The organism is Bisbaumannia pacifica, from assembly GCF_007989625.1.
Classification (GTDB): Bacteria; Pseudomonadota; Gammaproteobacteria; order Pseudomonadales; family Halomonadaceae; genus Bisbaumannia; species Bisbaumannia pacifica.
In genome coordinates, this window is sequence record NZ_BJUK01000015.1 from 31,905 (window position 1) to 57,890 (window position 25,986).

General features: G+C 67.0%; 22 protein-coding genes. 6 read left to right on the plus strand and 16 right to left on the minus strand.

Annotated features, from left to right (window positions below):
• Window positions 1-12: 12 nt before the first annotated feature.
• Entirely contained in the window at window positions 13-1,917 is a 1,905-nt protein-coding gene (locus HPA02_RS08290) for an SLC13 family permease (protein ID WP_146802708.1), read from the minus strand.
• Between the two features lie 202 nt (window positions 1,918-2,119).
• On the opposite strand from HPA02_RS08290, the gene HPA02_RS08295 reads away from it, so the two are divergent.
• Window positions 2,120-4,246: a TonB-dependent receptor domain-containing protein gene (locus HPA02_RS08295; protein WP_146802709.1), complete on the plus strand. Its 2,127-nt coding sequence runs from the start codon at window positions 2,120-2,122 to the stop codon at window positions 4,244-4,246.
• 117 nt (window positions 4,247-4,363) lie between these two features.
• On the opposite strand, the gene HPA02_RS08300 is transcribed toward HPA02_RS08295, so the two are convergent.
• From HPA02_RS08300 to HPA02_RS08310, 3 genes are read right to left on the minus strand one after another with little or no spacing between them, the layout of a single operon-like run.
• Window positions 4,364-5,161: an enoyl-CoA hydratase-related protein gene (locus HPA02_RS08300; protein ID WP_146802710.1), complete on the minus strand. Its 798-nt coding sequence runs from the start codon at window positions 5,159-5,161 to the stop codon at window positions 4,364-4,366.
• Window positions 5,158-7,362, minus strand: coding sequence for an acetate--CoA ligase family protein (locus HPA02_RS08305; RefSeq protein ID WP_146802711.1), 2,205 nt, complete (start codon window positions 7,360-7,362; stop codon window positions 5,158-5,160). The genes HPA02_RS08300 and HPA02_RS08305 overlap by 4 nt, the downstream gene beginning before the upstream one ends.
• Window position 7,363: 1 nt before the next feature.
• Window positions 7,364-8,152, minus strand: coding sequence for an enoyl-CoA hydratase/isomerase family protein (locus HPA02_RS08310; RefSeq protein ID WP_146802712.1), 789 nt, complete (start codon window positions 8,150-8,152; stop codon window positions 7,364-7,366).
• Between the two features lie 343 nt (window positions 8,153-8,495).
• On the opposite strand from HPA02_RS08310, the gene HPA02_RS08315 reads away from it, so the two are divergent.
• Window positions 8,496-9,380, plus strand: a complete 885-nt coding sequence (locus HPA02_RS08315) for a MurR/RpiR family transcriptional regulator (protein WP_146802713.1) — start codon at window positions 8,496-8,498, stop codon at window positions 9,378-9,380.
• Window positions 9,381-9,670: 290 nt separating this feature from the next.
• Here HPA02_RS08315 and HPA02_RS08320 read toward each other — a convergent pair whose 3' ends face one another.
• Both HPA02_RS08320 and HPA02_RS08325 read right to left on the minus strand, forming a co-directional pair.
• Complete coding sequence (locus tag HPA02_RS08320) at window positions 9,671-10,648, minus strand: NADPH:quinone reductase (RefSeq protein WP_146802714.1); 978 nt, start codon at window positions 10,646-10,648, stop codon at window positions 9,671-9,673.
• Window positions 10,649-10,736: 88 nt separating this feature from the next.
• Window positions 10,737-11,324, minus strand: a complete 588-nt coding sequence (locus HPA02_RS08325; protein WP_146802715.1) for a hypothetical protein — start codon at window positions 11,322-11,324, stop codon at window positions 10,737-10,739.
• Between the two features lie 176 nt (window positions 11,325-11,500).
• Between HPA02_RS08325 and HPA02_RS08330 the strand changes: the two genes are divergently transcribed.
• From HPA02_RS08330 to HPA02_RS08345, 4 genes are all read left to right on the plus strand, one after another.
• Window positions 11,501-12,253, plus strand: coding sequence for a glycerophosphodiester phosphodiesterase family protein (locus tag HPA02_RS08330; RefSeq protein ID WP_146802716.1), 753 nt, complete (start codon window positions 11,501-11,503; stop codon window positions 12,251-12,253).
• 82 nt (window positions 12,254-12,335) lie between these two features.
• The gene (locus HPA02_RS08335; protein ID WP_146802717.1) at window positions 12,336-13,145 is read left to right on the plus strand and encodes a motility protein A; all 810 of its coding nucleotides are present in this window, start codon (window positions 12,336-12,338) and stop codon (window positions 13,143-13,145) included.
• A complete protein-coding gene (locus HPA02_RS08340; protein ID WP_146802718.1) occupies window positions 13,138-13,875 on the plus strand; it encodes an OmpA/MotB family protein in 738 nt (245 codons plus the stop codon). The genes HPA02_RS08335 and HPA02_RS08340 overlap by 8 nt, the downstream gene beginning before the upstream one ends.
• Before the next feature lie 154 nt (window positions 13,876-14,029).
• Window positions 14,030-15,274, plus strand: a complete 1,245-nt coding sequence (locus HPA02_RS08345; RefSeq protein ID WP_146802719.1) for a NupC/NupG family nucleoside CNT transporter — start codon at window positions 14,030-14,032, stop codon at window positions 15,272-15,274.
• 194 nt (window positions 15,275-15,468) lie between these two features.
• Here HPA02_RS08345 and HPA02_RS08350 read toward each other — a convergent pair whose 3' ends face one another.
• The 10 genes from HPA02_RS08350 to HPA02_RS08390 form a co-directional block, all read right to left on the minus strand.
• Window positions 15,469-16,932, minus strand: a complete 1,464-nt coding sequence (locus HPA02_RS08350; RefSeq protein ID WP_146802720.1) for a cobyric acid synthase — start codon at window positions 16,930-16,932, stop codon at window positions 15,469-15,471.
• Window positions 16,933-17,227: 295 nt separating this feature from the next.
• Window positions 17,228-18,268 carry a RelA/SpoT domain-containing protein gene (locus HPA02_RS08355; RefSeq protein WP_186809957.1) on the minus strand — a complete coding sequence of 347 codons (1,041 nt, stop codon included), beginning with the start codon at window positions 18,266-18,268 and terminating at the stop codon, window positions 17,228-17,230.
• Window positions 18,269-18,455: 187 nt separating this feature from the next.
• Window positions 18,456-18,629 carry a hypothetical protein gene (locus tag HPA02_RS18215; RefSeq protein WP_186809958.1) on the minus strand — a complete coding sequence of 58 codons (174 nt, stop codon included), beginning with the start codon at window positions 18,627-18,629 and terminating at the stop codon, window positions 18,456-18,458.
• The gene (locus HPA02_RS08360) at window positions 18,629-18,814 is read right to left on the minus strand and encodes a hypothetical protein (RefSeq protein WP_146802722.1); all 186 of its coding nucleotides are present in this window, start codon (window positions 18,812-18,814) and stop codon (window positions 18,629-18,631) included. The genes HPA02_RS18215 and HPA02_RS08360 overlap by 1 nt, the downstream gene beginning before the upstream one ends.
• A 721-nt stretch (window positions 18,815-19,535) precedes the next feature.
• Entirely contained in the window at window positions 19,536-20,141 is a 606-nt protein-coding gene (cobO, locus tag HPA02_RS08365; RefSeq protein WP_146802723.1) for a cob(I)yrinic acid a,c-diamide adenosyltransferase, read from the minus strand.
• A gap of 13 nt (window positions 20,142-20,154) precedes the next feature.
• Window positions 20,155-21,480: a cobyrinic acid a,c-diamide synthase CobB gene (locus tag HPA02_RS08370; RefSeq protein ID WP_146802724.1), complete on the minus strand. Its 1,326-nt coding sequence runs from the start codon at window positions 21,478-21,480 to the stop codon at window positions 20,155-20,157.
• 1 nt (window position 21,481) lies between these two features.
• The gene (locus HPA02_RS08375) at window positions 21,482-22,249 is read right to left on the minus strand and encodes an ABC transporter ATP-binding protein (RefSeq protein WP_146802725.1); all 768 of its coding nucleotides are present in this window, start codon (window positions 22,247-22,249) and stop codon (window positions 21,482-21,484) included.
• On the minus strand, window positions 22,249-23,217 hold the full coding sequence (locus HPA02_RS08380) for a FecCD family ABC transporter permease (RefSeq protein ID WP_146802726.1): 969 nt from the start codon (window positions 23,215-23,217) through the stop codon (window positions 22,249-22,251). Before HPA02_RS08380 ends, HPA02_RS08375 begins: the two co-directional genes overlap by 1 nt.
• A complete protein-coding gene (locus tag HPA02_RS08385; RefSeq protein ID WP_146802727.1) occupies window positions 23,217-24,104 on the minus strand; it encodes a cobalamin-binding protein in 888 nt (295 codons plus the stop codon). Before HPA02_RS08385 ends, HPA02_RS08380 begins: the two co-directional genes overlap by 1 nt.
• On the minus strand, window positions 24,104-25,945 hold the full coding sequence (locus HPA02_RS08390; protein WP_146802728.1) for a TonB-dependent receptor domain-containing protein: 1,842 nt from the start codon (window positions 25,943-25,945) through the stop codon (window positions 24,104-24,106). The genes HPA02_RS08385 and HPA02_RS08390 overlap by 1 nt, the downstream gene beginning before the upstream one ends.
• Between the last annotated feature and the right edge of the window lie 41 nt (window positions 25,946-25,986).

Consider the following 25,986-nt stretch of genomic DNA (forward strand, 5'->3'; position numbering starts at 1 on the left):
CAAGCCCCGGCATTACAGCGGCCAGACCCACAGAATCATCGGAATCGCCACCACCAGCACCAGCAGCGAGAGCGGCAGCCCCAGGCGCCAGTAGTCGCCGAAGCGGTAGCCCCCGGGCCCCATCACCAGGGTGTTGGACTGGTGGCCGATCGGCGTCAGGAAGGCACAGGAGGCGCTCACCGCCACCACCATCAGGAAGGGGTCCACCGAGGCCCCGAAGCCCTCGGCGAGGCTCGCCGCGATGGGCGCCATCAACAGCGCCGCGGCGGCGTTGTTGATCACGTTGGAGAGCAGCATGGAGAGCGCGAAGAGCCCCACCAGGGTCACCACCACCGGCCACTCGGCCCCCAGGCTCAGCAACGTCTCGGCGATCAGCGCCGCCCCGCCGCTGCTCTCCAGCGCCTGACCCACCGGAATCATGGCGCCGAGCAGCACGATCACCGGGCCATCCACGGCCTGGTAGGCATCGCGCAGCGGCAGGACCCCCACCAGCAACGAGAGCAGCGCCGCACAAGACAAGGCCACCGCCGCCGGCAGCAGGTCCAACAGCATGGCGGCGATGGCCAGGGCGAAGATGCCCAGCGACACCAGCAGCAGCCGCGGTTGGCCCAGGGTCAGGTTGCGGCTGGCCAGGGGCAGGCAGCCCAGGGTACCCAGGGCCTCGGCCAGGCCCGCCTCATCGCCCTGCAGCAGCAGCACATCGCCGGAGCGAAAGCGCACCTCCCGCAGGCGCTTCTTGAGGCGCGCCCCGTCCCGGGCTACCGCCACCAGATGCAGGCCATGCTGATGATGCAGACGCAGTTGGCTGACGGTGCGGTTGACCATCATCGAGTCGTTGCGCACCACCGCCTCCACCAGCTGCAGCCCCTCGGTGGAGGGGGCCCGGGGCGTCTCCTCCTTTGCTTCCTCCTCTTCCTTTTCCTTTTTCTTCTCCGCGCCCTCGCGCTTCTGCCTATCCGCGTCGCCTGCCGCCCTCTCCCGCGGCTCGGCCGTCTCGTCCCCGGCGTCTTCTTCCTCTTCCACGGCTTCCGGCTCGGCGCCCAGGCGCAGCCCGGCCCTGTCTTCCAGCAGCTTGATCTCCTCGGGGCCACCCTCCACCAGCAGGATATCGCCGGCGCGTAGGGCGCCCAGGAAGGCGTGGCCGGGACGACGCTTGTCGTCGCGGATCACCCCGATCACCGGCACCGGCTCATCGAGTTCCTGCTGCAACTCGCTGAGGGTCCAGCCGCAGGCCTTGGCCTCCTCGGTCAGGCGCAGCTCCACCAGGTAGTTGGCGGTATCGAAGAGCTCGTCGGCGCTGGCCTGACCCTGGCGTTGGGGCGTCAGGCGCCAGCCCAGCAAGACGATAAAGACGAGCCCCGCCAGGGCTACCGCCACCCCCACCGGGGTGAAGTCGAACAGGCCGAAGTTTTCCCCGGTCAGCGTGCCCCGGTAGCTGGCGACGATGATATTGGGGGGCGTGCCGATCAGCGTCATCAGGCCCCCCAGCAGGGAGCCGAAGGCCAGCGGCATCAGCAGCAGCGAAGGCGAGGTGTCATGGGCCCGGGCCAGGCGCATGGCCACCGGCAGCATCAGCGCCAGGGCGCCCACGTTGTTCATCACCGCCGAGAGCAACAGCACGGTGCCGGTCAGCACCAGCAGCTGCAGGAGCAGGCGTTCGCCGACCCGCAACGCCTGCTCGGCGATGATATCCACCAGCCCCGAGCGCTCGAAGCCCTTGCTCAGCACCAGCACCGCCGCCACCGTGATCACCGCCGGGTGACCGAAGCCGAGGAAGGCCGCCTCACTGGGCACCAGCCCCAGGAGCACCGACCCCAGCAGCGCCATCAGCGCCACCAGGTCATAGCGGAAGCGCCCCCAGACGAAGCCCGCCAGGGTCAGCCCCAGTACCCCATAGATCAGCACGGCATCGGACACGGCCAGGCCTCCCTGTCGTTAAAGGTCCAGCATGGCAGGCTTCCACCCTACGCCGCCAGCCGGTCACGCCAACGTTCACCCCGACCGTTGCGCCTTTCGCAACGGCTCGTTGTCGCCTCTCCCACTGCGCGCCGGGAACTTATCGCTTTAGAATCACCACCGCATTCGATAATCGATATCATTCAGGGAACATACTATCCTCATGCCTCTCGCGACCCGCTCCCGGCTCCCCCTCGCCATCGCCCTGGCCTCCGCCGGCCTGCCCGCCCTCGCCGACGACTCCGCCCGCCTCGACAATATCGTGGTCACCGCCGCCGGTTTCGAGCAGACCCTGCGCGACGCCCCGGCCAGTATCTCGGTGATCACCCGGGAAGCGCTGCAGGAGCAACGCATCACCAGCCTGGCGGATGCCCTGCGCAACGTGGAGGGGGTCGACGTGGGTGGCCAGGTGGGCAAGACCGGCGGCCGCAATATCAGCATTCGCGGCATGCCCAGCGACTACACCCTGATCCTGATCGACGGCCGCCGCCAGAATGCCGCCGGCAGCGTCACCCCCAACGGCTTCGGCGAGACCAGCACCAGCTTCTTCCCGCCGATCTCCAGCATCGAGCGTATCGAGGTGATCCGCGGGCCCATGTCGACCCTCTACGGCTCCGACGCCATGGGCGGGGTGATCAATATCATCACCCGCCGGGTCGATCGGGAGTGGAACGGCTCCCTGGAGGTGGAGAACACCCTCAACGAGGACGACGACTTCGGCGACAGCCGCGCCCTGAGCCTCTATGCCAGTGGCCCCCTGATCGAGGATCGTCTCGGCCTGCAACTGCGCGGCCGCCTCTACGACCGGGAGGCCTCGCACCTGACCTACCAAGACGCCAATGGCGAGCCCATCGACGTCAGCCAGCGCGGCCCCAGCCCGGTCGAGGGGCGCAACTACCACCTGGGCGCGCGCCTGACCCTGGCCGCCAGTGACGATCACGACCTCTGGCTAGACGGCGAGATCGGTCGCCAGCGCTACAACAACGACGAGGGCCAGTTGGGCACCCTGGACGACCCCCAGGGACGCATCGGCGGTTACTCGGACGAGCTGCGTTTCGAGCGCGAGCAGCTCGCCATCGGCCATACCGGGCGCTTCTCCGCCGGTACCCTGGAATCGAGCCTGATGCGCAATACCACCGAGACCCTCGGGCGCACCATTCCCGGCGACAGGAATGGCGGCGACTTCGGCCAGCCCCTGCCGGCCCTGCCGCAACTGACCATCGGCTCGCCCCGCACGCTCGAGACCACCAATACCGTGCTCGACAGCAAGTTCGTGATGCCGCTGGGTGACCATATGGCCACGTTTGGCGGGCAGTGGATGGATTCGGAACTGACCGATGGCCTGGCCACCGAGACCTTCGCGCAGACCACCTGGGCGCTGTTCGCCGAGGACGAGTGGCTGCTGCGCGACGACCTGGCACTGACCCTGGGCGGGCGCTACGACCATCACGACGCCTTCGGCAGCCAGTTCAGCCCGCGCGGCTACCTGGTATGGAACGCCAGCGACCAGTGGACCCTCAAAGGCGGGATCAGCCGCGGCTATCGCACCCCCTCCCTCAACGACCTGCACGACGGCGTCAATGGCGTCACCGGCCAGGGCACCATCCTGACCATCGGCAACCCCGACCTGCAGCCAGAGACCAGCACCAGCAGCGAAGTGGGTATCCACTTCGATAACCAGGCCGGTTTCATGGCCAGCGCCACCCTCTTCCATAACCGCTTCGACGACAAGATCGCCGACGGCGAGGATATCGTGGTCAGCGGCCATCCCTCGATTCCCGATGGCACCTATGCCCAGCAGGTCAATATCGACGAGGCGGAGACCCAGGGGGTGGAGCTCTCCGCACGCCTGCAACTGGCCCCGGCCTGGCACCTGAGCGCCAACTACACCTTTACCGACAGCGAGCAGAAGAGCGGCGAGAACGCCGGCGACCCGCTCACCGACACCCCGGAGCACGCCGTCAACGCCACCCTGCGCTGGCAGGCCAGCGAGCGCCTGAGCACCTGGCTCGCCGCCGAGTACCGCAGCGAGCGCTATCGCAACCGTTCGCGGGTGCGCGGCGCCCCCTCCTACGACGACCTGGGCGACTTCAAGGCCTATAGCCTCTTCCACCTCGGTGGCAGCTACGCGGTGGCGGATAACGTGACCCTGAGCGCCACCGTCTACAACCTGCTGGACCAGGACTTCGTCGACTACCGTGCCTACGACAACGGCAACAGCTACGGCAACGTCTACGCCAATAGCGAGGAAGGCCGCCGCCTCTGGCTCTCCGCCCGCTTCGAGTTCTGATCGCGCCGCGCTGGCTTACGCTCGCAACCCCTTTGCCCCGGCTAACTGCCGGGGCTTTTTCGTGGCCAACGACAAGGCCCGGCGAATGCCGGGCCTTGTCGACGCCTGAAGCGAGGGCTACTTGGCCAGTTTCTCCAGCATGGCGTTGACGGCGTCCAAGTGCTCCGGCTCGTTATGGCACATGCCCTGGAAGACCGCGCAGAGGTCGAGGAAGTCCTTGAGCTCGGTGCGCTGGGCCAGCTTCATCAGCCGCTTGGTCAGCCGGGTCGCCTTGGGAGGCTGGGCGGCGATACGCGCGGCCAGTTCATTGACGCGGTCCATCAGCGCCTCGGGCTCGACCACCTCCAGCACGATGCCGTACGCCTTGGCTTCCTCGGCGTCGATCACCCGCCCGGAGAGGGTCAGCTCGAAGGCGCGCTGGTAGCCGATCAGCCGCTGCATCAGCCAGGCGCCGCCGTCGCCGGGGATGATCCCCAGGTTGAGGAAGGTCTCGCCGAACTTGGCCTTGCGGGAGGCGATGCGGATATCGGCCATATTGGCCAGGTCGAAGCCGGCGCCGATGGCGGGCCCGTTGACCGCGGCGAGGATCGGCACCTCCACGGCGGCCAGCGCCAGGGGAATGCGCTGGATGCCGCGGCGGTAGCGCTCCGCCACCTCGGCCACGTTGCCGGCGAAATCGCCGCCCCGCTCGGCCATGTCCTTGACGTTGCCGCCGGCGGAGAAGGCGCTGCCCTCGCCGGTGATCACCAGCACCGAGACCTCGTCGCAGGCGTTGACCCAGTCGGCGGTGGCGACGATGTCATCGATCAGGGCGGTGCCGGTGAGGGCGTTACGCACGTCGTGGCGATCCAGGGTCAGGGTGGCCACCCGGTTCTCCAGGGTCAGGCGGGCGTCCGTCAGCGGCGGCAGGCTCATGCGAGGTTCTCCTCGGTGCGGGTTGTCGAATCGGTCGAGGCGTCGGCCCCATCCCTCGCCACGATAACCCGGGCGTCCACCACGGCGTAACCCGAGGCATAGGCGATCACCGGGTTGAGGTCGAGCTCCTGGATCTCCGGGTAGGCCTCGACCAGCTGCGAGATGCGCAGCAGCAGCTCGACCAGGGCCGCTTGATCGATGGCCGCACCGCCGCGCACCCCCTCGAAGAGCTTCTTGGCCTTGATCTGGGCCACCATGGAGCGAGCGTCATGCCGCGACAGCGGAATGGCGCGGAAGGCCACGTCCTCGAGGATCTCCACGAAGATGCCGCCCAGGCCGAACATCAGCACCGGCCCGAAGATGGGGTCGCGGCTGACGCCGATGATCACCTCCACCCCCTTGGCCGCCATGGGCGTGACCAGCACCCCCTCGATCTCGGCCTCCGGGGCATAGGCGCGACAGGACGCGAGGATGGCGTCATGGGCCTCCACGAGCGCCGCCTCGCCCACCAGGTCGAGGCGCACCCCGCCGGCATCGGACTTGTGGAGGATGTCCTTGGAGACCACCTTCATCGCCAGGGACCTGGTGCCGAAGTGGGCGGCCACCTCGGCCAGCTCGGCGGCGTCGCGCACCAGGCGCTCCTCCGGCACCCGGATGCCATGCTCGGCCAGCAGCGCCTTGGCCTCCGGCTCCAGCAGGTCGCGCCCCTCGGCCCGGGCACGCGCAAAGGCGGCCTCGGGGTCAGGCAGGCGCGCCAGCGCCTCGGGGCGGGCGTGATCGGCGGCCAGGTAGGCGCCCCGCTCACCCAGCGCCGCCAGGGCGCGCACCGCATGCTCGATGGAGTAGTAGACCGGCAGCCCCGCCTCGTGGAGGCGGCGCAGCGCCGGCGGCTTGATCGGCGCGTAGAGGCTGTAGACCACCAGCGGCTTGTCGACGCGCCGGGCCAGCTCGATCATCGACTCGGCGCCGCGCATCTCGTCGCCCAACAGCGAGTCGGCGAAGCGGATGCTGTAGCCACCGAACATGCCCACCAGGAAGACGCTATCGACGCCCGCGTCCTCGGCGAGGATCTCCATGCAGCGGGCCAGCACCAGTGGGTCGGCGTCGCTGCTGCCGGCCACGTCCACCGGGTTGGCCAGGGACGCCTGGGGGAAGAGAATCTCGGCCAGCCGCGCCCGGGTGGTCTCGGCGAGCGTGGCCAGGGTCAGCCCCGCCTCGGCCAGGCGGTCGGCGGCGATGGTCGCCTGGCCGCCGCCGTCGGCGAGCACCGCCACTCGCTTGCCGCGGGCCTTCTGCAACAGCTCCAGCCCCTCGGCCACCGGCAGGATCTCGTCGGAGTACTGCACCACGCTGACCCCGGCCTGGCGCAGCAGGTCGACGGTCATGGCGTAGCTGCCGGCCAGCGCCCCGGTATGGGAGCTGGCCGACCGCTGGCCGGCCTCGGTGGCCCCGGATTTGTAGACCACCACCGGCTTGGCGGCGGTGACCTCCCGGGCCACCTCGAGGAAGTGGCGACCGTCCTGGAAGCCCTCCACATAGAGGGTGGCCACCTGGGTATGGGCGTCCTCGCCCAGGTAGCGCAGGTAGTCGGCGAAACCGATATCGGTCTGGTTGCCCGGCCCCACATAGGTGCTGAAGCCGACCCGACCGTTGTGCTGGGCCTCCAGGGCCAGGGAGAGCAGCATGTTGCCGGACTGGGAGACGATGCCCACGCCCCCCGGCTTGACGTTGTCCAAGGCCAGCAGGTTGAGGTTGTGGTGCAGGTTGAAGACCCCGGAGGTATTGGGGCCGATCAGCCGCACCCCGGCCTCCCGGGCCACGGCGAGCAGCTCCGCCTCCAGGGCGGCGCCGGCCTCGCCGGTCTCGCCGAAGCCGCTGGCGAGGATCACCGCGCCCTTGACGCCCGCGGCGCCACACTCGCGGATCAGCCCCGGCACCGTGGTCGCCGGGGTGCAGATCAGCGCCAGGTCCGCCGGCCCCGGCAGCTCGCCGAGGGAGGCGTAGGCCTTGGCCCCCATGACCTGCTCCGCCTTGGGGTTGATGGGATAGATGGCGCCCCGGAAGCCCTGCTTGACCAGCCCCACCATGGCCTTGTAGCCGCGCTTGGTGGGGTCCTGGGAGGCCCCCACCACGGCCACCGAGCGGGGGGCGAGGAAGTCGTGCAGCGGGCTGCGGCTGGCAAGATGGTTGGCACGGTTCATCTCAGCACCCCTGGAAGTTCGGTGAGCGTTTCTCGGCGAAGGCGTCCACGCCCTCCTGCCAGTCGGCGGTAGTGGAGCAGCGGAAGACCGCGTCCAGCTCCTGCTGCAACTGGCTCTCCAGGCTCTCGTGGCTGCCCTGGTTGACCAGGCGCTTGAGCATGGCCAGGGAGATCGGCGCCTGGCGGCTCAGGGTCTCGGCCAGGCCCAGGGCCGCATCCATCAGCGCCTCGGCGGGCACCGCCTGGCTGGCCAGGCCGAGGCGCGCCGCCTCGACGCCATCGATCCGCACCCCGGTATAGAGCAGGCGCCGGGCCTGGCCCAGGCCCACCAGCTGGGGCAGCAGCTGAGAGACGCCGCCGCCCACGCAGGTACCGATGCCGACCTCGGGGAAGCCGATCTGGGCCGCCTCGCTCATCACGATAAAGTCGCAGGCCACCGCCATCTCGGCGCCGGCCCCCAGGGCATAGCCGTTGACCGCGGCGACCACCGGCAGCGGGCTGCGCAGGATCGCCTCGCAGACATCGTTGCCCAGCTGCAGGTATTCGCGGCGCTGGTGCAGGGTGCGGCCGGCCGCGCCATGCTCCTTCATATCGGCACCCACGCAGAAGGCGCGCCCCTCGCCGCTCAGCACCACCGCGCGAACCTCCGGGTCCCGCTCGGCCTCGTCCAGGGCCGCCAGCAGCTCCCGGTAGAGCGGCTCGACCACCGCATTGAGGCGGTGGGGGCGATTGAAGCGGATCACCATCACCGCCGCCTGGCGCTCGATGATCAGGGTCTCGGGGCGTTGCATCGTCTCTCCTCGGCAGGGCCTGCCTGGGCATGGCGAGATAACGTCGAGGCCGCCGATCGCCATCATCGGTCGGCCTCGTTGGCGGTGAGCCATCGTCAATGAAACATCAGTGTCATTCATTGGAAAATAGCGACACACCTGTTTCTTCGGCGCATGCTACGGGGAGTCTCGAGGGCAAGTCAATACGTTTGTGTCGTATAAAAATACACAATGAACCATACGTATCATCGATAACGAAAAGCGGGGGTGGGTGGGCAAGGTAAGGGCGCCGGCTTGCCAGGCGCCCTTGGCTAGGCCAGCATGGCGTCGGCGCGGTCCGTCACCGCTCAGACGAGGTAATTGGATGCAAGAACACTCCCCGACATCCCTGGACGAGGTCAATCAGGCCCTGGCCGCCTGCTACGCCGAACTCAGCCCCCAGCTCAAGCTGGCGGCCAACTATGTTCTGGAACAACCCATGGAGATCGCCTTCCAGTCGATCCGCAAGTCGGCCACGGCGGCACAGGTGACCCCCTCCACGCTGATGCGGCTGGCCAAGCGGCTGGGCTTCGACAGCTACGAGCAGTTCCGCGAGATCTTCCAGTCAGCGGTGCAGTCCGGGCCCATCGAGCTCTCGGGTCGGGCCTCCAGCCTCAAGGCCCTGGCCAATACCGACGACCAGGTGTTTCTCGATGTGGGGGATACCGCCTTCGACAATATCGGCCGGCTCTTCACCGCCGATACCCAGGCCAAGGTGCGCGAGGCGGCCGAGCGCATGCTGGCGGCTGGCAAGGTGGCGGTGGTGGGCTTCCGCGACACCTTCGCCTGCGCCTACCACTTCGCCTACGTGGGGCGCATCGCCATGCCCAATATCCAGTTGATTCGCGGCCAGGAGGGGGGCCTGCTGACGGAGCTGGCGCCCTTCGGCGAGGGCGACCTGGTGGTGGCGATCGGCTTCGACCCCTACTGCGCCGAGACGGTGCGCGCCCTGGAGATCACCCGGGCCAACGGCGTCGAGGCCATCGTGATCACCGATACCCTGCGCTCGCCGCTGGTGCCCGGCGCCGCGGTGACCTTCAATATCGCCACCGCCACGCCGCACTTCTTCCCGTCGATCCTCTCCGCCATCACCCTGATCGAGGCGATCCTCGCCGAATGCGTGGCCTACGGCCCGGAAGCCCTGGTGGATAACGTCACCACCTTCGAGTCACGGATGCGCGCCCTCGGCGCCTATGTGGAGCTGGAGTAGGCCCCCGGCTGCGCCGAGAGCTGGAAGCGTGAAGCCACGGCATGGCCGATCTCCGGCTTGCTATTGTGGGAGCTTGGCGGTGCCGAGCGATTGGGCGACGAAGTCGCCCCTAGTGGAAGCCAGGATCGCCCTTCGGGCGATATCGCCGAAGCGTCGGACCGGCGGAATCCGCGCTCCCACGGCGGCATTCACGCCAGAGTGCGAAGAGCCAAAGAAAAAATCGCCCCCGTGGCAAGGCCATGGGGGCGATGTTTCTTCTGCCGTCGAGCTGCGGGCGAAGCCCGGGCGGATTACGGCAGCAGGATGGTCGAGCCGGTGGTCTGGCGGCTGGCCAGGGCCTCCTGAGCCTTGCCCGCCTCGGCCAGGGGGAAGCGCTGGGCGATATCGATGGTGATCTTGCCGCTCTCCAGCATGGCGAAGAGCTCGTCGGCCATGGCCTGCAGCCGCTCCGGGGTGTCCGCGTAGCCGTTGAGGCTGGGGCGGGTCACGAACAGCGAGCCCTTCTGGTTGAGGATCCCCAGGTTGACCCCCGTGACCGCGCCGGAGGCGTTGCCGAAGCTGACCATCAGCGAACGCGGCTTGAGGCAGTCGAGCGACGTCTCCCAGGTGTCCTTGCCCACCGAGTCGTAGACCACGTCGCACATGGCCCCCCCGGTCAGCTCGCGGACCCGCTCGACCACATCTTCCTTCGTATAGTCGATGGTCGCCCAGGCACCGTTCTTCTCGGCCAGGGCGGCCTTCTCCGGCGAGCTGACGGTGCCGATCAGCTTCACGCCCAGGGCCCTGGCCCACTGGCAGGCGATGGAGCCGACGCCGCCGGCGGCGGCGTGCCAGAGGATCGTCTCGCCGCCCTTGAGCTCATGGGTCTGGCGCATCAGGTACTGCACCGTCAGCCCCTTGAGCATGCAGCCGGCGGCGGTCTCGAAGTCGATGCCATCGGGCAGCTTGACCACCTTACCGGCGGGCAGGGTGTGCAGCTCGGCGTAGGCCCCCAGGGGGCCCTGGGCATAGGCGACGCGATCGCCGACGGCCAGGTGGGTCACCCCCTCGCCCACGGCGTCCACCACCCCGGCCCCCTCGGTGCCCAGGCCCGAGGGCAGCGACGGCGCCGGATAGAGCCCGGTGCGGAAGTAGATATCGATAAAATTGAGGCCCACCGCGGCGTTCTTGACGCGCACCTCGCCGGGGCCCGGGTCGCCGGGGGACACCTCGACGAGTTCGAGTACCTCGGGGCCGCCGGTGCGGGAGAACTGGATACGCTTGGCCATGGGACAATCCTTAATGGGCTAACGAATGGGTGCGTCTATGCAAGCGCCGAACGGCCCGGCGGTCAAGTCGCCGAAGGCGGCTCGACGCTCAGCCCAGGTGCTCGGGAAAACTCGCCAGGCCCTGCACGAAACGCTCCTTCTCTTCCTCGAAGCCCTTGGCGTCGTGCTTGAAGCGACGCAGCACCTCGGCATCATCGACCGCGATGGGCGCCCCGGCCTCGGCCAGGGTGGAGGCCGGATGGCGCGCGCCCAGGCCGATACGCCAGCCGTCGCGACCGGCGAACCAGCGAGTGATGCCGCAGTCGCGATAGAAGGCCTCGGCGTCGGCGTCCTCGGCCTCCACCCGCAGCGGCGCCTTGCTGGCCAGCTCGGCGATCAGGGCACGGCGCGGCGCCTCCCGGTCGTCTGGTTCCTCGTCCCCGTCCAGGGCACAGCTCAGGGTCAGGGTCATGCCCTGGCCGGCGGCGTCCAGCACCAGCAGCGCCAGCGCCTGGGGACGCCCGGCGCCGTCCACCGTCGCCAGCAAGCGCGCGGCTTCCTGGGCAAACAGCACCCGGCGGGTGGCGGCGAAGCGCACCAGGGGGGTCAGCCCCGCCGCCTGGCCGTAGACCTCGGCACACAGCCGCGCCAGGCAGGCATCTCGGGGGGCACTCTCGTTGACTTGTACGACTTTCATCACTGCCTCGCTTGCGGGGCGAATTCACGGGAAAAGCGCGCAGCCTAGCATATCCGCCCCCGCGACGGTCATCGGAGCGTCATCGGGGCTCGCTAACCTGAGCTGCGAAGGCATCGCCGAACCCGCTACACTGAGCGGCGCCCACTTCGGTCCTCCTGCCCAGAGGTTAGCAGCCCATGACCGCGACCACGTCCCCCGCCCTGCCCCAGCTGATTGCCCACCGAGGGCTCTCCGCCCAAGCCCCGGAGAACACCCTGAGCGCGGTGCGCGCCGCCCACGCCAATGGCATCGACTGGGTCGAGCTGGACGCGCAGCTCTTGGGCGACGGCACCCCGGTGATCTGGCACGACCGCGGCGTGCGGCGTTGCTCCAATGGCCGCGGCGGCCTGCACAAGCTGGACCTGGCCGCCGCCAAGGCCCTGGACGTGGGCGCCTGGTTCGGCGAGGCCTTCCAGGGCGAGCGCATGGCGACCCTCGCCGAGATGCTCGACCTGCTGGCGGCCCGGGGCATGGGGCTCAACCTGGAGCTCAAGGTGTGTCGCGGGCGCGACTCGGTGGCATTGGCCGAGGCGGTGATTCCGCGCCTGCTCGAGGCCCTGCCCGCCGAGCGGCTGATCGTCTCCTCCTTCGACGCTCGCGCCCTAGCCACCGCCCGCGCCCTGGTGCCGGACCCCGAGCGGCTGCGCCTGGGCGTGCTCTTCGAGAAGATCCCCAAGGCCTGGCAGGCCGAGGCCGAGCGCTTCGCCGCCTTCAGCCTGCATGCCGACTGGACCCGCCTCAAGCCCGAACGGGCCCGGGCGATCAAGGCCTCCGGCTACAAGCTGCTCTGCTACACCGCCAACGATCCCCAGGCCTTCGCGCCCTGCTGGGCGTGGGGGGTGGATAGCGTGATCAGCGACGATCCCCGGCGCTTCCTCGCCACGACTTGATCCAGATCAGCTTCGACGGCTCAACTTTCCCCCTCCCTTGCCGATAGAGGTCCTATCGATCCCTGCGCAATGGAGTGTGTTCATGAACCCCTCGACGATCATCGGCATCCTGGTCAGCAGCCTGCTGCTGGCCAGCGTCTTGCTGTTCACCGCCGAATCGCCGCTGAGCTTTGTCAACCTGCCGGGGCTGGCCATCGTCGTCACCGGCACCCTGGCCGCCACCTTTATCAGCTACCCCCTCAAGGAGGTGCTGCGGGTGGTGCGCCTGGTGGGCATCGTCTTCCGTCGCGAGAACACCTATATGCGCGACGACATCCAGGAGCTGGTGGCCATCGCCCGGCTGTGGTTCAAGGGCGACGTGCGCGCCGTGGAGGCGGCCCTGGACAAGACCCGCAACCCCTTCCTGCGCACCGGCATCCAACTGGTGATCGCCAATACCAAGGAGGAGGAGATCCTCGACCTGCTGCGCTGGCGCATCGCCCGGCTGCGCGCCCGGGAGCAGGCCGAGGCGCAGATCTTCCGCACCATGGCCACCTATGCCCCGGCCTTCGGCATGATCGGCACCCTGGTGGGGCTGGTGAACATGCTGGAGGTGATGGAGGCGGGTCAGCTCGAGGTGATCGGCCCGCGCATGGCGGTGGCCCTGCTCACCACCTTCTACGGCATCCTGCTGGCCAACCTGGTGTTCAAGCCCATCGCGGTGAAGCTGGAGCGGCGCACCGAGGAGCGCCTGATCGCCATGAACATGGTGCTGGAGGGGGTGGCCCTGATCAGCAAGCGGCGCCTGCCCTCCTTTATCGAGGAAACGCTGAACTCCTTTATCGCCCACCACCACGACGAGATCCGCGACCAGGGTCGCGTCGATCCCGACGAGGCACCGCAGAATGGCTAAGTTACGCTCCCTGAAGGGGCGTCCCGAGGCCCCGCCTCCGCCCCCTCCCACGCCGTCGACCCAGGCCGCCGAGCTGCTGCCCCAGCGCAGCGGGGGCGATGGTGACGGCGAGAGCTGGCTGATGAGCTACCTGGACGTGCTGACGCTGCTGATCACCCTCTTCGTGCTGCTGCTCTCGATGACCGACCTGCAGTCGGGAGAGGCCAGCGAGTCCGGCGCCCCGCGCCTGACGATTCCCGCCCTGCAGGCCGCCGATCGGGTCGCCGGCCCCCTGGGCAGCGGCCTGCTGCCGAGAGAAGAAGCAGGACGCGAGCCGGTGGCGCAGCTCGATCTCGAAGGGGTCAGCGTGGCCGAGACCGAACAGGGCATCACCCTGCGCATCGACGACCAGCTGCTGTTCTCCAGCGGCGACGCCACCCTGACCGGGCCGGGCCGCGAGCTGCTCTCCGGGCTGATCCCGACCCTGGAAAGCTTCCCTGGGCGGCTCTCGGTGGAGGGCCATTCGGATAACGTGCCCATCGCCACGGCGCGCTTCCCCTCCAACTGGGAGCTCTCCACCGCCCGGGCCAGCGCCGTGCTGCGCGACCTGGAGCGCCAGGGCATCGACGCCACGCGCATGCGCGCCATCGGCTATGCCGACACCCGGCCCCTGGCCGACAACGCCAGCGCCGAAGGCCGCGCCGCCAACCGCCGGGTGGAAATCCTGCTGCATACCCAAGCCGCCGACTAGGCCAGATGGATTGGCGGGGAGCCCCTCCCCGCTAATCCAGCGTTGAGGCATGGGTGACGATAGGCGCATAGGCTAGCCATAGCTGCAAAGTCCGACGATTTTGCGCTAAGGTACGCGCCCTTCACCCGCTCTCCCTGGTCAACTGGAGCCTCCCATGCAAACCCTGATGGGCCTGGTCGGTGTGCTTACCGTCCTCTTACTGGCCTTCCTGCTCTCCGAGAATCGCCGCGCCATCCGCCCACGCACCGTCTTCGGCGCCCTGGCCATTCAGGCGGGGCTCGGGCTCTTCGTGCTTTATATTCCCTTCGGCCAGAGCCTGCTGCTGGGCCTGACCCGGGGCGTCCAGGCGGTGATCGACAGCGCCCAGGCGGGCATGAACTTCATGTTCGCCGGCCTGGTCAGCGACGAGATGTTCGAGCTGTTCGGCGGCGGCGGCTTCGTCTTCGCCCTGCGGGTGCTGCCGATCATCGTCTTCTTCTCCTCGCTGATCGCCGTGCTCTACCACCTGGGCATCATGCGCTGGCTGATCAACCTGATCGGCGGCGCCCTGCAAAAGCTCTTGGGCACCTCGCGCACCGAGTCGCTCTCGGCGTCGGCCAATATCTTCGTCGGCCAGACCGAGGCGCCGATGACGGTGCGTCCCTTTATCGGCGGCATGACCCGCTCGGAGCTGTTCGCGGTGATGGTGGGGGGCCTGGCCTCGGTGGCCGGTAGCGTGCTGGGCGGCTATGCGGCCATGGGCATTCCCCTGGAGTACCTGCTGGCGGCCTCCTTTATGGCCGCCCCCGGGGGCCTGCTGATGGCCAAGATGCTGGTGCCGGAGACCCGCACCCAGACCCAGGGCATCGACGAGGTGCTGGAGACCCCCAAGGAGGAACAACCCGCCAACGTGATCGAGGCCGCCGCCAATGGCGCCGCCTCCGGGGTGCAGTTGGCCATCAACGTGGGCGGCATGCTGCTGGCCTTTATCGCCCTGATCGCCCTGGCCAACAACCTGCTGGGCTGGGTGGGCGGCCTGGTCGGCTACGGCGATCTGACCCTGGAGTTGATCCTCGGCTGGCTGTTCGCGCCCATCGCCTTCTTGATCGGCATCCCCTGGGAGGAGGCGGTGCTGGCCGGCAGCTTTATCGGCGAGAAGATCATCCTCAACGAGTTCGTCGCCTTCGCCGACCTGGCCACCCATGAGGGCGAGCTGAGCCCGCATAGCCAGGCCATCGTGGTCTTCGCCCTGTGCGGCTTCGCCAACCTAGGCTCCATCGCCATCCTGATGGGGGGCCTGGGGCTGATGGCTCCCAACCGGCGCAGCGATATCGCCCGCCTGGGCCTCAAGGCGGTGGCCGCCGGCACCCTGGCCAATTTGATGAGCGCCGCCCTGGCCGGGCTCTTCCTCTCGCTCTAGTTCAGTCCTGGCCCCGCCCTTGATACCGCAGGGCCAGGCACCCTGGCCAACCTGGCTTATCTGGTAAACGCCGCCCTGGCCGGGCTTTTCCTCTCGCGCTAGGCGAGCCCTCCAGTAAGCCCTTACTACGCACAAGGCCCGCCAATTGGCGGGCCTTGTGCGTTCGGCAGTTCTTGTCCGGCGATTCAGCCAGGCTAGCGGGATACCAGCGCCTCGATGGCCGCCATGTCCAGACACTCCTCCAGGCTATCCGCCAGCCGGTCCAGGTCGCGTTGACGATGGGCGACATAGTCCGGGGTATCGCTCAAGGTATCGCCCTCGCCCTCCAGCCCACAGAGGGCCAGCAGGGCCGCGCAGGCCTCGGCCTGATCGAAGAGGCCATGCAGGTAGGTGCCCAGCACCTGGCCATCCTCGCCGATCGCGCCATCGGGCTGCCCGTCGAGCTCGCAGAGCGGCCGGGCCAGCGCCGGCCCCTCGCTGACCCCATGGTGGATCTCGTAGCCGGCCAGCCTCGCCCCCGAGGCAAGCAAGCGCCCACTGACGTTGCGCAGCTGCTTGGCCGCACCCATGCGGGTCGTGAAGTCGAGCAGCCCCAGCCCCTCGCTGCTGCCGGGCGGGCCATCGCGGCCCTCGGGATCCTCGATGACCCGCCCCAGCATCTGGAAGCCGCCGCAGATCCCCAGCAGCTTACCGCCATAGCGCAGATGGCGGCGGATGGCGCCCTCCCAGCCCTGGGCGCGCAGCCAGGCGAGGTCCGAGCGGGTGCTCTTGCTGCCGGGCAGGATGATCAGGTCGGCGGGCGGTATCGGGCGATCCGGCCCCACGAAGGTGAGTTCGACCCGCGGATGCAGCCGCAGGGGATCGAAGTCGTTATGGTTGCTGATCCGCGGCAGCGCCGGCACCACCACGCGCAGCGCCGGCTCGCCGGCCTGGCGGCCCGACAGGCCCAGGCTGTCCTCGGCGTCCAGCAGCAGGCCCTGCAGGTAAGGCAGGGTCCCCAGTACCGGCTTGCCGGTATGGTGTTCCAGCCAGTCGAGCCCCGGCTCGAGCAGCGCGATATCGCCGCGGAAGCGATTGATGATAAAGCCCCGGGTGCGTAAGCGCTCGCTCTCGCTGAGTAGCGCCAGGGTCCCCACCAACTGGGCGAAGACCCCGCCCCGGTCGATATCCCCCACCAGCAGCACCGGGCAGTCCACCGCCTCGGCGAAGCCCATATTGGCGATATCGTTGGCGCGCAGGTTGATCTCCGCCGGGCTTCCCGCCCCCTCGGCGATGATCACGTCATAACGACTCGACAACGCCTCCCAGGCCGCCAGCATGGAGGCCTTCGCCTCGCGCTTGTAGGCGTGGTAGTCCAGGGCATCCATATGGCCATGCACTTGGCCGCGCAGGATCACCTGGGCGCCCCGGTCGCTCTCCGGCTTGAGCAGCACCGGGTTCATATCGCTATGGGGCTCGACGCCCGCCGCCAGCGCCTGCAGCGCCGTGGAGCGGCCGATCTCACCGCCATCCACCGTCACCGCGCTATTGAGCGCCATGTTCTGCGGCTTGAAGGGCGCCACCGACACCCCGCGCCGGGCCAGCGCCCGGCACAGCCCCGCCACCACCGTGCTCTTGCCCGCATCCGAGGTGGTGCCCTGGATCATCAGTGTCGCCATGCGAATTGCCGCCCCTCGCTGCTGGTCAATGCCTGTGCCCCTAAAAGGGCACTACGGTACCACCTGCCACACCCCCGACGGAGGCCCCGATGCAAATCGCACCGGCAACCTATCTTGAGCGCCATGCCGCCAAGGTTCGGGCATAGAGGGAAGGCCTGTCCCGAGGAGAGCGGGCCGCTCAAGAGGGGCTAACCTGGAGCTTACCCGTGGTGAAAGAGAAAAGGTGGAAATGGCTGAGATGATCGGGCGTATACAGGTTTAACGCCCGCGTAATAGGCGCGAGCTTGCGAGCGTCCTAATTAACGCGTTTGTTAGCCTCATAAACCTTCTTGACATTTTTCTCAAATTCATTCGTATCCGCAAAATAGTTAGGATACGCCCTTTTTAGGTCTCTCACTGACGCCGCCGAAACTAGTACTACATCCTTTGCGGTATCATTTTTATGCTCAACCTCTAGATCATCATAGTGACTGGTTGCGACTCCAAGTTGATCTTTATTATATCTATAATACTCGACGACTCGCTCTGATGTATCAAGAAGTAATACAAAATAACCTGCGCCCTTCTGGGAAGATGAGGTCAATGTGCTTGTTGCGACTTTGAATGCTGAAAGCTTTTCAAATAAATCCAACTCTTTAATAAGACCATCCATTTCACTGAAGGTGTCCTTATCTACGTAAAATGGATCAACCTTACAATTTTCTAGTTTCGCAAACTCGGCACTAATGACTCGAAATAACTCAAGCCATCTTGGGTCCCCTGCACTTGCTTTCAAAGCCTGTTTGGTAAAAGCCCCCACTACTTCAACCGCTGTTGCCCATGAATGCTGAACTTTGCTTCGAATTTGAAGTTCAACCTGCATACCTACAAAAGGCTTTTTCCTACCGTTATACTTGTAAACTAAATGTATTCCTCGATATCCAGACGGCTTAGGTTTTTCAATATAATTGTTTTGTTTATGAAGCACATTTTTCGTGCGGCTGTTCTTAAGAGAGTTATAGACTTTATTGACCTTTCGAATATCTGCGACAACGGCCCTACATCCTGCTATATCTTGCATCCTGCTTAGGCTCATATTTTTCTCACGGACTAGCTTTTGAAAAATCGAGGGGACCCTTTTTAAGCGTTGAACAACTAAAGCATTCTTGTCTATTTTTATAGTATTTTTTCTAAGCAAATCAAGCATTATTTGCATTGGGAATGCATGAGAAGATCTCCAATTGTAAAATACAGGAACAGCTTCTTGAAATTCGTCACTATCAACTTCCGCGGTCAACAGGCTTGCCCCAGCCCTTTTGACGCGCTCTTTTGAATATTTTGGCTCGATCCACTTCATATATTTACTCATCAAAGGCTAACGCCCAAATCAGGTGCGCCGTAGGCGTCACCTGGATTTGCTTGTTAGCTGCTTGGTTGTTGGCTATGAATATGTTTGCACAGAGAGCATGAGATGAACTAAAGATGAAACAACGACCCTATGATTGTAGAAAAATAGAGTCGTTTAACTTAGTCAAGTGAGGTTTTTACTCTCCAGTAATAGCTTTTGCTTTATCAGCTGTAGCCGTTTTCAGAAACTTCTGTGGTGTTTCGTCAACAGCATTAGCTGCTTTGTTTATCTTTTGGGTCTGATTGACACCAAAAGTCACTTTATAAGTTTTTCCTGCTTGCACCCGGTGCTTGTTCACTCTCTTGCTCATTACTTACCGCTCCCTTCATTGATAGCCTTAGCTCTCGAAACTGTGGATGCCTTGATGAACTTGTTGGGAGTTACATCTTTACCGGTGCATTCCTTCATTATATCAAGGGCAGCGTTGATTCTCTCTGCCTCTTCTTCACTGAAAGAGACTCTTTGCTGTCTCTTCATATCGTACTGCTCTGACATTTTCGTCTACTTCCCCAAGCTATTTTGGCCAAAACAGTGATATGGGGATGAATTTTCAGATTTCAAGTGCAGGAATGAAACTTTACGAGGATTGAGCAGCTAACAGGTATTAGACTGCACGTTCTGATATGGGATGAACATGCCTGCTCGTTCAATAATGTTATGCCGCGCGGAAAAACAGCTGTAACTCACTGAAAAATCATAAAATTAAGAATAGCTCGGCTACATAACACTAATCAACGCGCATGCTGCATAACACCGGTGAGCGTGCCTGCTGCATTTTTCGGAACAGGCGCTCTGGGCCGAGATCAGCTAACCGCAAGCCCCTGCCCTGCTCCGATATGGTCTTTCCAATCTGCGGGCACGCTACCGCCAGGGCGGTATCGCGTGGCGCCACCTCCTTGGCTGCGGGGTTACCACGGTCGCCCAGTGGCGATACCAGCATCCCGGCCAGTCATATCCCTTAGCATTCAACCTACTAAAGATGACTTCGGCTTGGCCACTCGAATCTTGAGTTTTCTTATGGCTCACGGCTTGAGGAACTGGTCGGCTTCTCTGGCGGGGGCGGTATCGGGCGCTGAGGAGGCAGCGCCGGGAGGGAATCATGGGAGGGTATGGACAGCGCAGCACGGGGCTTTCGGTAGGCCTTGGGTAGGACTCCCCCACCCTGCCCCGTGCGCTTGCGTATCCCAGATGGTGCCTTGGCTTATCAGACTGGGGCTTAGAGTTCGACACCCTTCTGGGCCCTGACGCCCTGGTCCTTGAAGGCGTGCTTGACCACTTTCATCTCGGTGACGGTGTCGGCCAGTTCGATCAGTGCCTCGGGGGCATAGCGGCCGGTGACGATGGCGTGCTGCATGGCCGGGCGGGCCTGGAGGTCGTCGAGTACCCGGTCGAGGTTCAGGTACTCGTAGCGCAGGGCGATATTGAGCTCGTCGAGCAGCACCATATCGAAGCTCGGGTCGCTCAGCATGCGGCTCGCCACCTCCCAGGCCGCCTCGGCGGTCTGGACGTCGCGCTCCCGGTCCTGGGTGTCCCAGGTGTAGCCCTCGCCCATCACGTGGTACTCCACGTTGGGCAGGTCGCGGAAGAAGGCCTCCTCGCCGGTGCTGAAGGCGCCCTTGATAAACTGCACCACGCCCACCTTCATGCCGTGGCCCAGGGCCCGGGCCAGCATGCCGAAACCGGAGCTGCTCTTGCCCTTGCCGGGGCCGGTCAGCACCAGCAGCACGCCCTGGTCCTTGTCGGCGGCGTCGATGCGCTCGTTCATGATTTTCTGCTTGATGGCCATGCGCTCGGCATGGCGCTGGGGGTCGACCTTTTTCATCGTAGGCTCCGAATCACAGGGATGGGGTAGGCGTGAGCGGCTCGCCCCGAAACAGGGCGGCCACTGCCTGCGGGGCAGAAGGAAAATAGCCGTGGAAATAGCTGGCGGTGAGGCTGCCCTGGCGGTAGACCGCCTCCGCCTCGCTACCCGCCAGGCGCCGGGTATGGGCCCAGGGGGCTTGTTCGGTGGTCAGCGTCGAGTGGTGATAGGTATGGCCGCGTAGTTCGCCGCGCTCGGTGGAAAGCGACTGCAGGCCGATGCCCTGTAGCCGCCCGGCCAGGCGCGCTTCCCCCGGCAGCAGGCCAAACATGGTATGCGCGGCCCCCTCTCCACCCACCAGGCGCTCCATGCAGGCCATCAGGCCGCCGCACTCGGCCAGAATCGGCTTACCGGCGCCATGGTGGGCACGAATCGCCTCGCCCAGGCCGGTGTTGGCGGCGAGCCGCGCCCCATGCAGTTCCGGGTAGCCGCCCGGTAGCCAAAGGGCATCGCACTCCGGCAGGGCGTGATCACGCAGCGGCGAGAAGAAGGCGAGCTCGGCGCCCATGGCCTCGAGCAGTTCCAGGTTGCCGCGATAGAGGAAGGCGAAGGCGGCATCCCGGGCCACGGCGATGCGCCGCCCCGCCAACAGCCGCGGTGGCGCGGGCGGCGCCTCGGCTTCCAGGGTCACCAGGGCCGGCAGGCGATCTAGCCCCGCCTCTTCCAGCACCCTGGCGGCGGCATCCAACTGCTGGTCGAGGCCTTCCAGCTCCTCGGCCTGTACCAGGCCCAGGTGACGGTCGGGAATCGCCATGGCCTCGTGACGCGGAATGGCGCCCAGCAGCGACAGTCCCTCCGGCATGCTCTCGTCGAGCAGCCGGGCATGGCCGGGGCTGCCGACCCGGTTGGCGATCACCTCGTGGATGGCCAGCCCCGGGTGGAAGTTGGCTAGCCCCTGGGCCACGGCGCCGAAGGTCTGGGCCATGCCCCAGGCGTCGATCACCGGCAGCGCCGGCAGGCCGGCGAGCATCGCCAGGTCGGCGCTGGAGGGGTCGCCATCGAAGAGCCCCATGGAGCCCTCCACCAGCACCACATCCGCCTCGGCAGCGGCCTGGGCCAAACGCCAGCGGCACTCCGCCTCGCCGGTCATCCAGGGATGCAGTTGATAGACCGGCGCCCCGGAGGCGATCTCCTGAAGCATGGGGTCCAGGTAGTCGGGACCGTGCTTGAAGACCCGCACGCGGCGGCCGGCATTGCGGTGCAACCGGGCCAGGGCCGCGGTCACCATGGACTTGCCCTGGCCGGAGCCGGGCGCGGAGATCAGGGCGGCGTGGGCGGTGCCACGAATCAGGGATGCCATATTACCTCGCGGGAACGAATACGGGAGCGCCATCGACCCAGGCGGTGGCGAGTCGTTGGCCATAGAGGGCTTCCAGGGCCGCGGGCACCAGCATGGTCTCCGCCGAGCCCCAGCAGGCCTCGCCGTCCGGGTAGAGCAGCAGCAGGTGGCTGCACCAGCGGGCGGCCAGGTTGAGGTCGTGCAAACACATCATCACCGCCCGGCCCGCGCTGGCCTCCTCGGCGAGCAGCGCCATGACTTCGGTCTGGTGGTGCAGGTCGAGGTGGTTGGTGGGCTCGTCGGCGAGCCACAGGGCCGGCGCCTGGGTCAGCACCGTGGCGATGGCCAGGCGTTGGCGCTCGCCGCCGGAGAGGGTGCCCACCAGGCGCTCGGCCAGGTGGGTCAGGTCGAGCCGCTCGAGGGCCGCCTCGGCCAGGCGCAGCTCCTCGGCGCCCTCCATCTGCCAGGGCGAGAGGTAGGGGTGGCGGCCGATCAGCGCCGTCTCGCGCACCGTGGCGGGAAAGCCGTCGTGGCGCTCCTGGAAGACCAGCCCCAGTCGGCGGGCCACCTGGCGACGGCCCAGCCCCGAGAGCGGCCGGCCGTCGAGGCGCACCTGCCCCGAGCGCGGGGCCCGGAGGCCGGCCAGGGTGTGCAGCAGCGTGGTCTTGCCGGCGCCATTGGGCCCCAATACCCCCCACACCTGGCCCGGCTCGAGGCACACGTCGAGGGCCCGGCCGTCGCCACGCCCGGGAATATCGATCACCAACCGGCGGGCCTCGAGGCGGCTCATCACTGGCTCCGATACAGCAGATAGAGGAAGGTCGGCACCCCCAGCAGCGCGGTGATCACCCCCACCGGCAACTGCTCGGGGGCGATCACCGTGCGTGCCAGGGTATCGGCGAGCAACAGCAGGCTGCCACCGGCCAGGGCGCAGGCGGGCAGGATCAGCCGCTGGTCGTTGCCCAGCAGCAGGCGCAGCATATGCGGGACCACCAGGCCGACGAAGCCGATGCTGCCGGCGCTGGTCACCGCCATGGCGGTCAGGGCGCTGGCCCCCAGGTAGATGCCCCACTCCAGGCGCCGCACCGAGACGCCGAGGGCGGCGGCCTGCAGGGGCCCCCGGGCCAAGACATTGAGGCTGCGCCCCAGCGGCACCACCAGCAGGCAGACCGCCAGCAGCAGGGCCAGCGGTGGCCAGGGGGCGCGGGCGTAGGCGAGATCGCCCATCAGCCAGTAGAGCATGCCGGGCAAGCGGTCGGCGGGGGTCACCGCCAGCATCAGGGTGATCACCGCCCCCCAGCCGGCGGCCACCACCACCCCGGTGAGCAGTAGGCGTGCCGGCGTCCAGCCACCGCGGCCATGGGCCAGGCCGAACACCAGCAGGGTCGAGAGCAGCGCCCCGGCGAAGGCACCGCCGGTGACCACCAGGCCGCCGACGCCCGCCAGCATGGCGGCCAGGGCCCCCACCGAGGCGCCCCCGGAGAGCCCCAGCACATAGGGGTCGGCCAGGGGGTTGCGCAGCAGCACCTGCATCAGGGCGCCGGCCACGGCGAGCAGCCCGCCCACCGCGAAGGCGGAGAGCGAGCGGGGCAGGCGCAGCTCGAGGATCAGGGTCTGGGCCAGCGGGCCGCCCTGGCCGCGCAGCACGGCGAGGATCTCGCCCGGCGAGAGCGACACGCTGCCCAGCGCCAGCGACAGGACGAGGGCCGCCAGGGCGACCAGGGCCAGGCCCCCCAGGGGGCGCGTCAGGGCCACCATCAGGGGCTCGCCTCGCGACGGTCCCGGGCGACCTCGAGCTTCTCGCAGAACAGCCGGCTGCCCTCCAGCAGGCGCGGCGTGGGGCGCTGGATCAGCGAGGGCGGCACGAAGAAGAGGTTGTCCCGGGCCACGGCGGTGAGCGCCGGGTACTGTTCCCAATGGGTCAGCCAGGCGCGGTTCTCCTCGCCCATGCCGCCGGCGAGGATCGCCTCGGGATCGGCGGCCAGCACCGCCTCCTCGTCGAGGCGCGGCACCAGCCGCTCGAGCCCGCCGAAGACATTGACGCCACCGCACAGGGAGAGCACCTGGCCGATCAGGTGGTCGTCGTTGATGGTCATCAGCGGCTCGTCCCACACCTGGTAGAAGACCGACAGCGGCGCGGCCTCGGCGTAGCGCTCGGCGAGTTCGGCCATGCCGTCGCGGAAACGCGCCGCCTCGGCCTCCCCCGCCGCCTCGCTGCCGGCCAGGTGTGCCAGGCGTTCGATGGTCGTGGCCACGCCCTCGAAGGAGCGCGGCTCGATATAGAAGACCGGCAGGCCCAGGGCCTCGAGGGTCTCGAGCTGCTCCGCCGGGTTGCCGGTGACCCAGCCGATCACCAGGTCGGGGGCCAGCGCCAGCAGCCGCTCCAGGTCGAGCCGGGTATGGCTGCCCACCGAGGCCACATCGCGGGCCTCGGGGGGATAGTCGCTGTACTCCACCACGGCGACGACCCGCGCGCCGGCCCCGGCGGCATAGACCAGCTCGGTGGCCCCCGGCGAGAGGGCGGCGATGCGCTCGGCGGGGGCCGGCAGGCACACCTCCCGGCCCCGATCATCGACGGCGCAGCGCTCGTCGGCCTGGACCGCTCCCGCCAGGAGCATCAGGCCCATCAGCAGTCGCTTACCCATTAGCCACCGAAATGCAGGCTAAGGAAGGCGGCGCGACCGGCATTGATATAGTCACGGGCGGTCTCGACCTCCTTGTCGAAGGCGTTTTCCACGGTCAGGCGGGTCGACCAGCCGGGGGCGAAGTCCCAGCCGGCGCGCAGATTGACCAGGCCGAAGCCGCCCAGGCGGTCCTGGTTGTCGGCATCGTCATAGCGATGGTTCTGCACGACCCAGGAGCCGCCCAGGGACCAGTCGCCCAGCTCGCGGTCGACGTCCAGGCGCAGGCTCTGTGACGCGCGGCGCTGCAGGCGCTTGCCGGTCTCGCGGTTTTCCGGATCGAGGTAGGTGAGTGCCGCGGCCAGGGTCCAGTCATCGAGCTCGGCGCCGGCGGAGAGCTCGGCCCCGCGAATCCGCGCCTGGTCGATATTCATCGGCGTCCACAGGCCGGACGGCTGGGGGGCCCAGGCGATCATGTCATCGAGATCGGTCTGGTAGGCCGCCAGGTCCCAGAAGAACTGCCGGTACTGGCCACGCACGCCTACCTCGACCGTCTCGGAGGTCTCGGCATGCAGGTCCGGATTGCCGGAGCCGGGCCAGTAGAGATCATTGAAGCTGGGCGCCTTGAAGGCGGTGCCAACGCTGGCCCGCAGGGTGTGATGGGCATCCAGGTCATAGCCCAGCGCCAGGCTGCCGGTGACTTCCTCACCGAAGGCCTCGTTATCGTCGAACCGCAGGCTGGCCTGAACCGCCAGCGGGGAGAAGTCCAGCACCCCCTGGGCGAAGATGGCGGTATTGTCGCGACGGGTCTCGGCATAGGCGTTGCTTCCCGAGACCCGGTCCTCGCTGTATTCGGCCCCCGCGACCAGTTCATGAGCCCCGACGCCGACGTGATTCTCCCAGCGCAGGGTGCGGGTCCGGGTATCGATGACCGAGGTGTTGGCCGGCGCCCACTGGGTGGCCTCGGCATGATTATCCAGCTCGTCCCGCGACTCGCTCAGGGTCAGGCGGCTGCGCCAGGCCTCGGTCACCGGCAGTTCGCCGTAAAGCCCCGCCACCTGCTGGGTGAAGTCCATCTCACCGCCATCATATTCGGTGCTTCCCCGGCCCCGCAGCGCCAGTACGCCGAGTTCGGCCCCATTGTCGAAGGCGTGAGAGAGTCGCACCAGGCCGGAGGTATTGTCGAAGCCCTTGTCGTCGCCATCGCGGCGCACCGGCTGCCCCTCGGTCTCGAAGCGGCTGCCGGCGACGTAGTAGCGGGTGCCTCCCTCGGCGCCGGACAGCGAGGCGCTATAACGCTGCGACTCGAAGGAGCCGCCGCCCAGCGAGACGCGCGGCGTCGGCGCTCCCGCCTCGCCCTCGGGGGTAAAGAGCTGAATGACGCCGCCCAAGGCATCGGCGCCGTAGAGGCTGCCGCGGGGGCCGCGCACGACCTCGGCGCGTTCGAACAGTCGCGGCTCCAGGTACTGCCAGGAGGCGCCCCCGGCAGTGGCGGAGCGCAGGCGAATGCCATCGATCATCAACAGGCTCTGGCTATTCGACGTGCCGCGAATATAGACGCTGCTGGTCTTGCCGAAGCTGCCGTTGGAGGTGACATCCACCCCGGGCTGGCCGCGCAGCAGGTCGGTAAGACTGGTGGGGTCCTGGCGGCGCAGGGTGGCCTCGTCCAGTACGGTCACCGAGGCGAGGCTCTCGTCGGCGGTGCGTGGCGCCAGGGTGGCGGTCACCACCAGGGGGTTGAGGGTCTGGTGCGAGCCGTCGTCGGTCTCGTCCGAGGTCGCGGCGATCGCCTGGGCAAGCGGCGCCAGCGGCAGGGCGGCAACGGCCAGGGTGGCCAGCCCGCGTGGAGAAAAGGAGGAGGTCATCGGGTGTCCCTTGCTCGCCGTGCTCACCCGCACGGCGTCAT

Excerpts from the sequence above, each read along its gene's own strand:
- HPA02_RS08335 (WP_146802717.1), top strand. The coding sequence starts at position 12,336 with ATGAACCCCTCGACGATCATCGGCATCCTGGTCAGCAGCCTGCTGCTG.
- HPA02_RS08355 (WP_186809957.1), bottom strand. The coding sequence starts at position 18,268 with ATGAAGTGGATCGAGCCAAAATATTCAAAAGAGCGCGTCAAAAGGGCT.
- HPA02_RS08385 (WP_146802727.1), bottom strand. The coding sequence starts at position 24,104 with ATGGGTAAGCGACTGCTGATGGGCCTGATGCTCCTGGCGGGAGCGGTC.
- HPA02_RS08295 (WP_146802709.1), top strand. The coding sequence starts at position 2,120 with ATGCCTCTCGCGACCCGCTCCCGGCTCCCCCTCGCCATCGCCCTGGCC.
- HPA02_RS08360 (WP_146802722.1), bottom strand. The coding sequence starts at position 18,814 with ATGTCAGAGCAGTACGATATGAAGAGACAGCAAAGAGTCTCTTTCAGT.
- HPA02_RS08320 (WP_146802714.1), bottom strand. The coding sequence starts at position 10,648 with ATGGCCAAGCGTATCCAGTTCTCCCGCACCGGCGGCCCCGAGGTACTC.
- HPA02_RS08315 (WP_146802713.1), top strand. The coding sequence starts at position 8,496 with ATGCAAGAACACTCCCCGACATCCCTGGACGAGGTCAATCAGGCCCTG.
- HPA02_RS08345 (WP_146802719.1), top strand. The coding sequence starts at position 14,030 with ATGCAAACCCTGATGGGCCTGGTCGGTGTGCTTACCGTCCTCTTACTG.
- HPA02_RS08390 (WP_146802728.1), bottom strand. The coding sequence starts at position 25,945 with ATGACCTCCTCCTTTTCTCCACGCGGGCTGGCCACCCTGGCCGTTGCC.
- HPA02_RS08340 (WP_146802718.1), top strand. The coding sequence starts at position 13,138 with ATGGCTAAGTTACGCTCCCTGAAGGGGCGTCCCGAGGCCCCGCCTCCG.
- HPA02_RS08305 (WP_146802711.1), bottom strand. The coding sequence starts at position 7,362 with ATGAACCGTGCCAACCATCTTGCCAGCCGCAGCCCGCTGCACGACTTC.
- HPA02_RS08310 (WP_146802712.1), bottom strand. The coding sequence starts at position 8,152 with ATGCAACGCCCCGAGACCCTGATCATCGAGCGCCAGGCGGCGGTGATG.
- HPA02_RS18215 (WP_186809958.1), bottom strand. The coding sequence starts at position 18,629 with ATGAGCAAGAGAGTGAACAAGCACCGGGTGCAAGCAGGAAAAACTTAT.
- HPA02_RS08330 (WP_146802716.1), top strand. The coding sequence starts at position 11,501 with ATGACCGCGACCACGTCCCCCGCCCTGCCCCAGCTGATTGCCCACCGA.
- HPA02_RS08380 (WP_146802726.1), bottom strand. The coding sequence starts at position 23,217 with ATGGTGGCCCTGACGCGCCCCCTGGGGGGCCTGGCCCTGGTCGCCCTG.
- HPA02_RS08325 (WP_146802715.1), bottom strand. The coding sequence starts at position 11,324 with ATGAAAGTCGTACAAGTCAACGAGAGTGCCCCCCGAGATGCCTGCCTG.
- HPA02_RS08370 (WP_146802724.1), bottom strand. The coding sequence starts at position 21,480 with ATGGCATCCCTGATTCGTGGCACCGCCCACGCCGCCCTGATCTCCGCG.
- cobO (WP_146802723.1), bottom strand. The coding sequence starts at position 20,141 with ATGAAAAAGGTCGACCCCCAGCGCCATGCCGAGCGCATGGCCATCAAG.
- HPA02_RS08350 (WP_146802720.1), bottom strand. The coding sequence starts at position 16,932 with ATGGCGACACTGATGATCCAGGGCACCACCTCGGATGCGGGCAAGAGC.
- HPA02_RS08300 (WP_146802710.1), bottom strand. The coding sequence starts at position 5,161 with ATGAGCCTGCCGCCGCTGACGGACGCCCGCCTGACCCTGGAGAACCGG.
- HPA02_RS08375 (WP_146802725.1), bottom strand. The coding sequence starts at position 22,249 with ATGAGCCGCCTCGAGGCCCGCCGGTTGGTGATCGATATTCCCGGGCGT.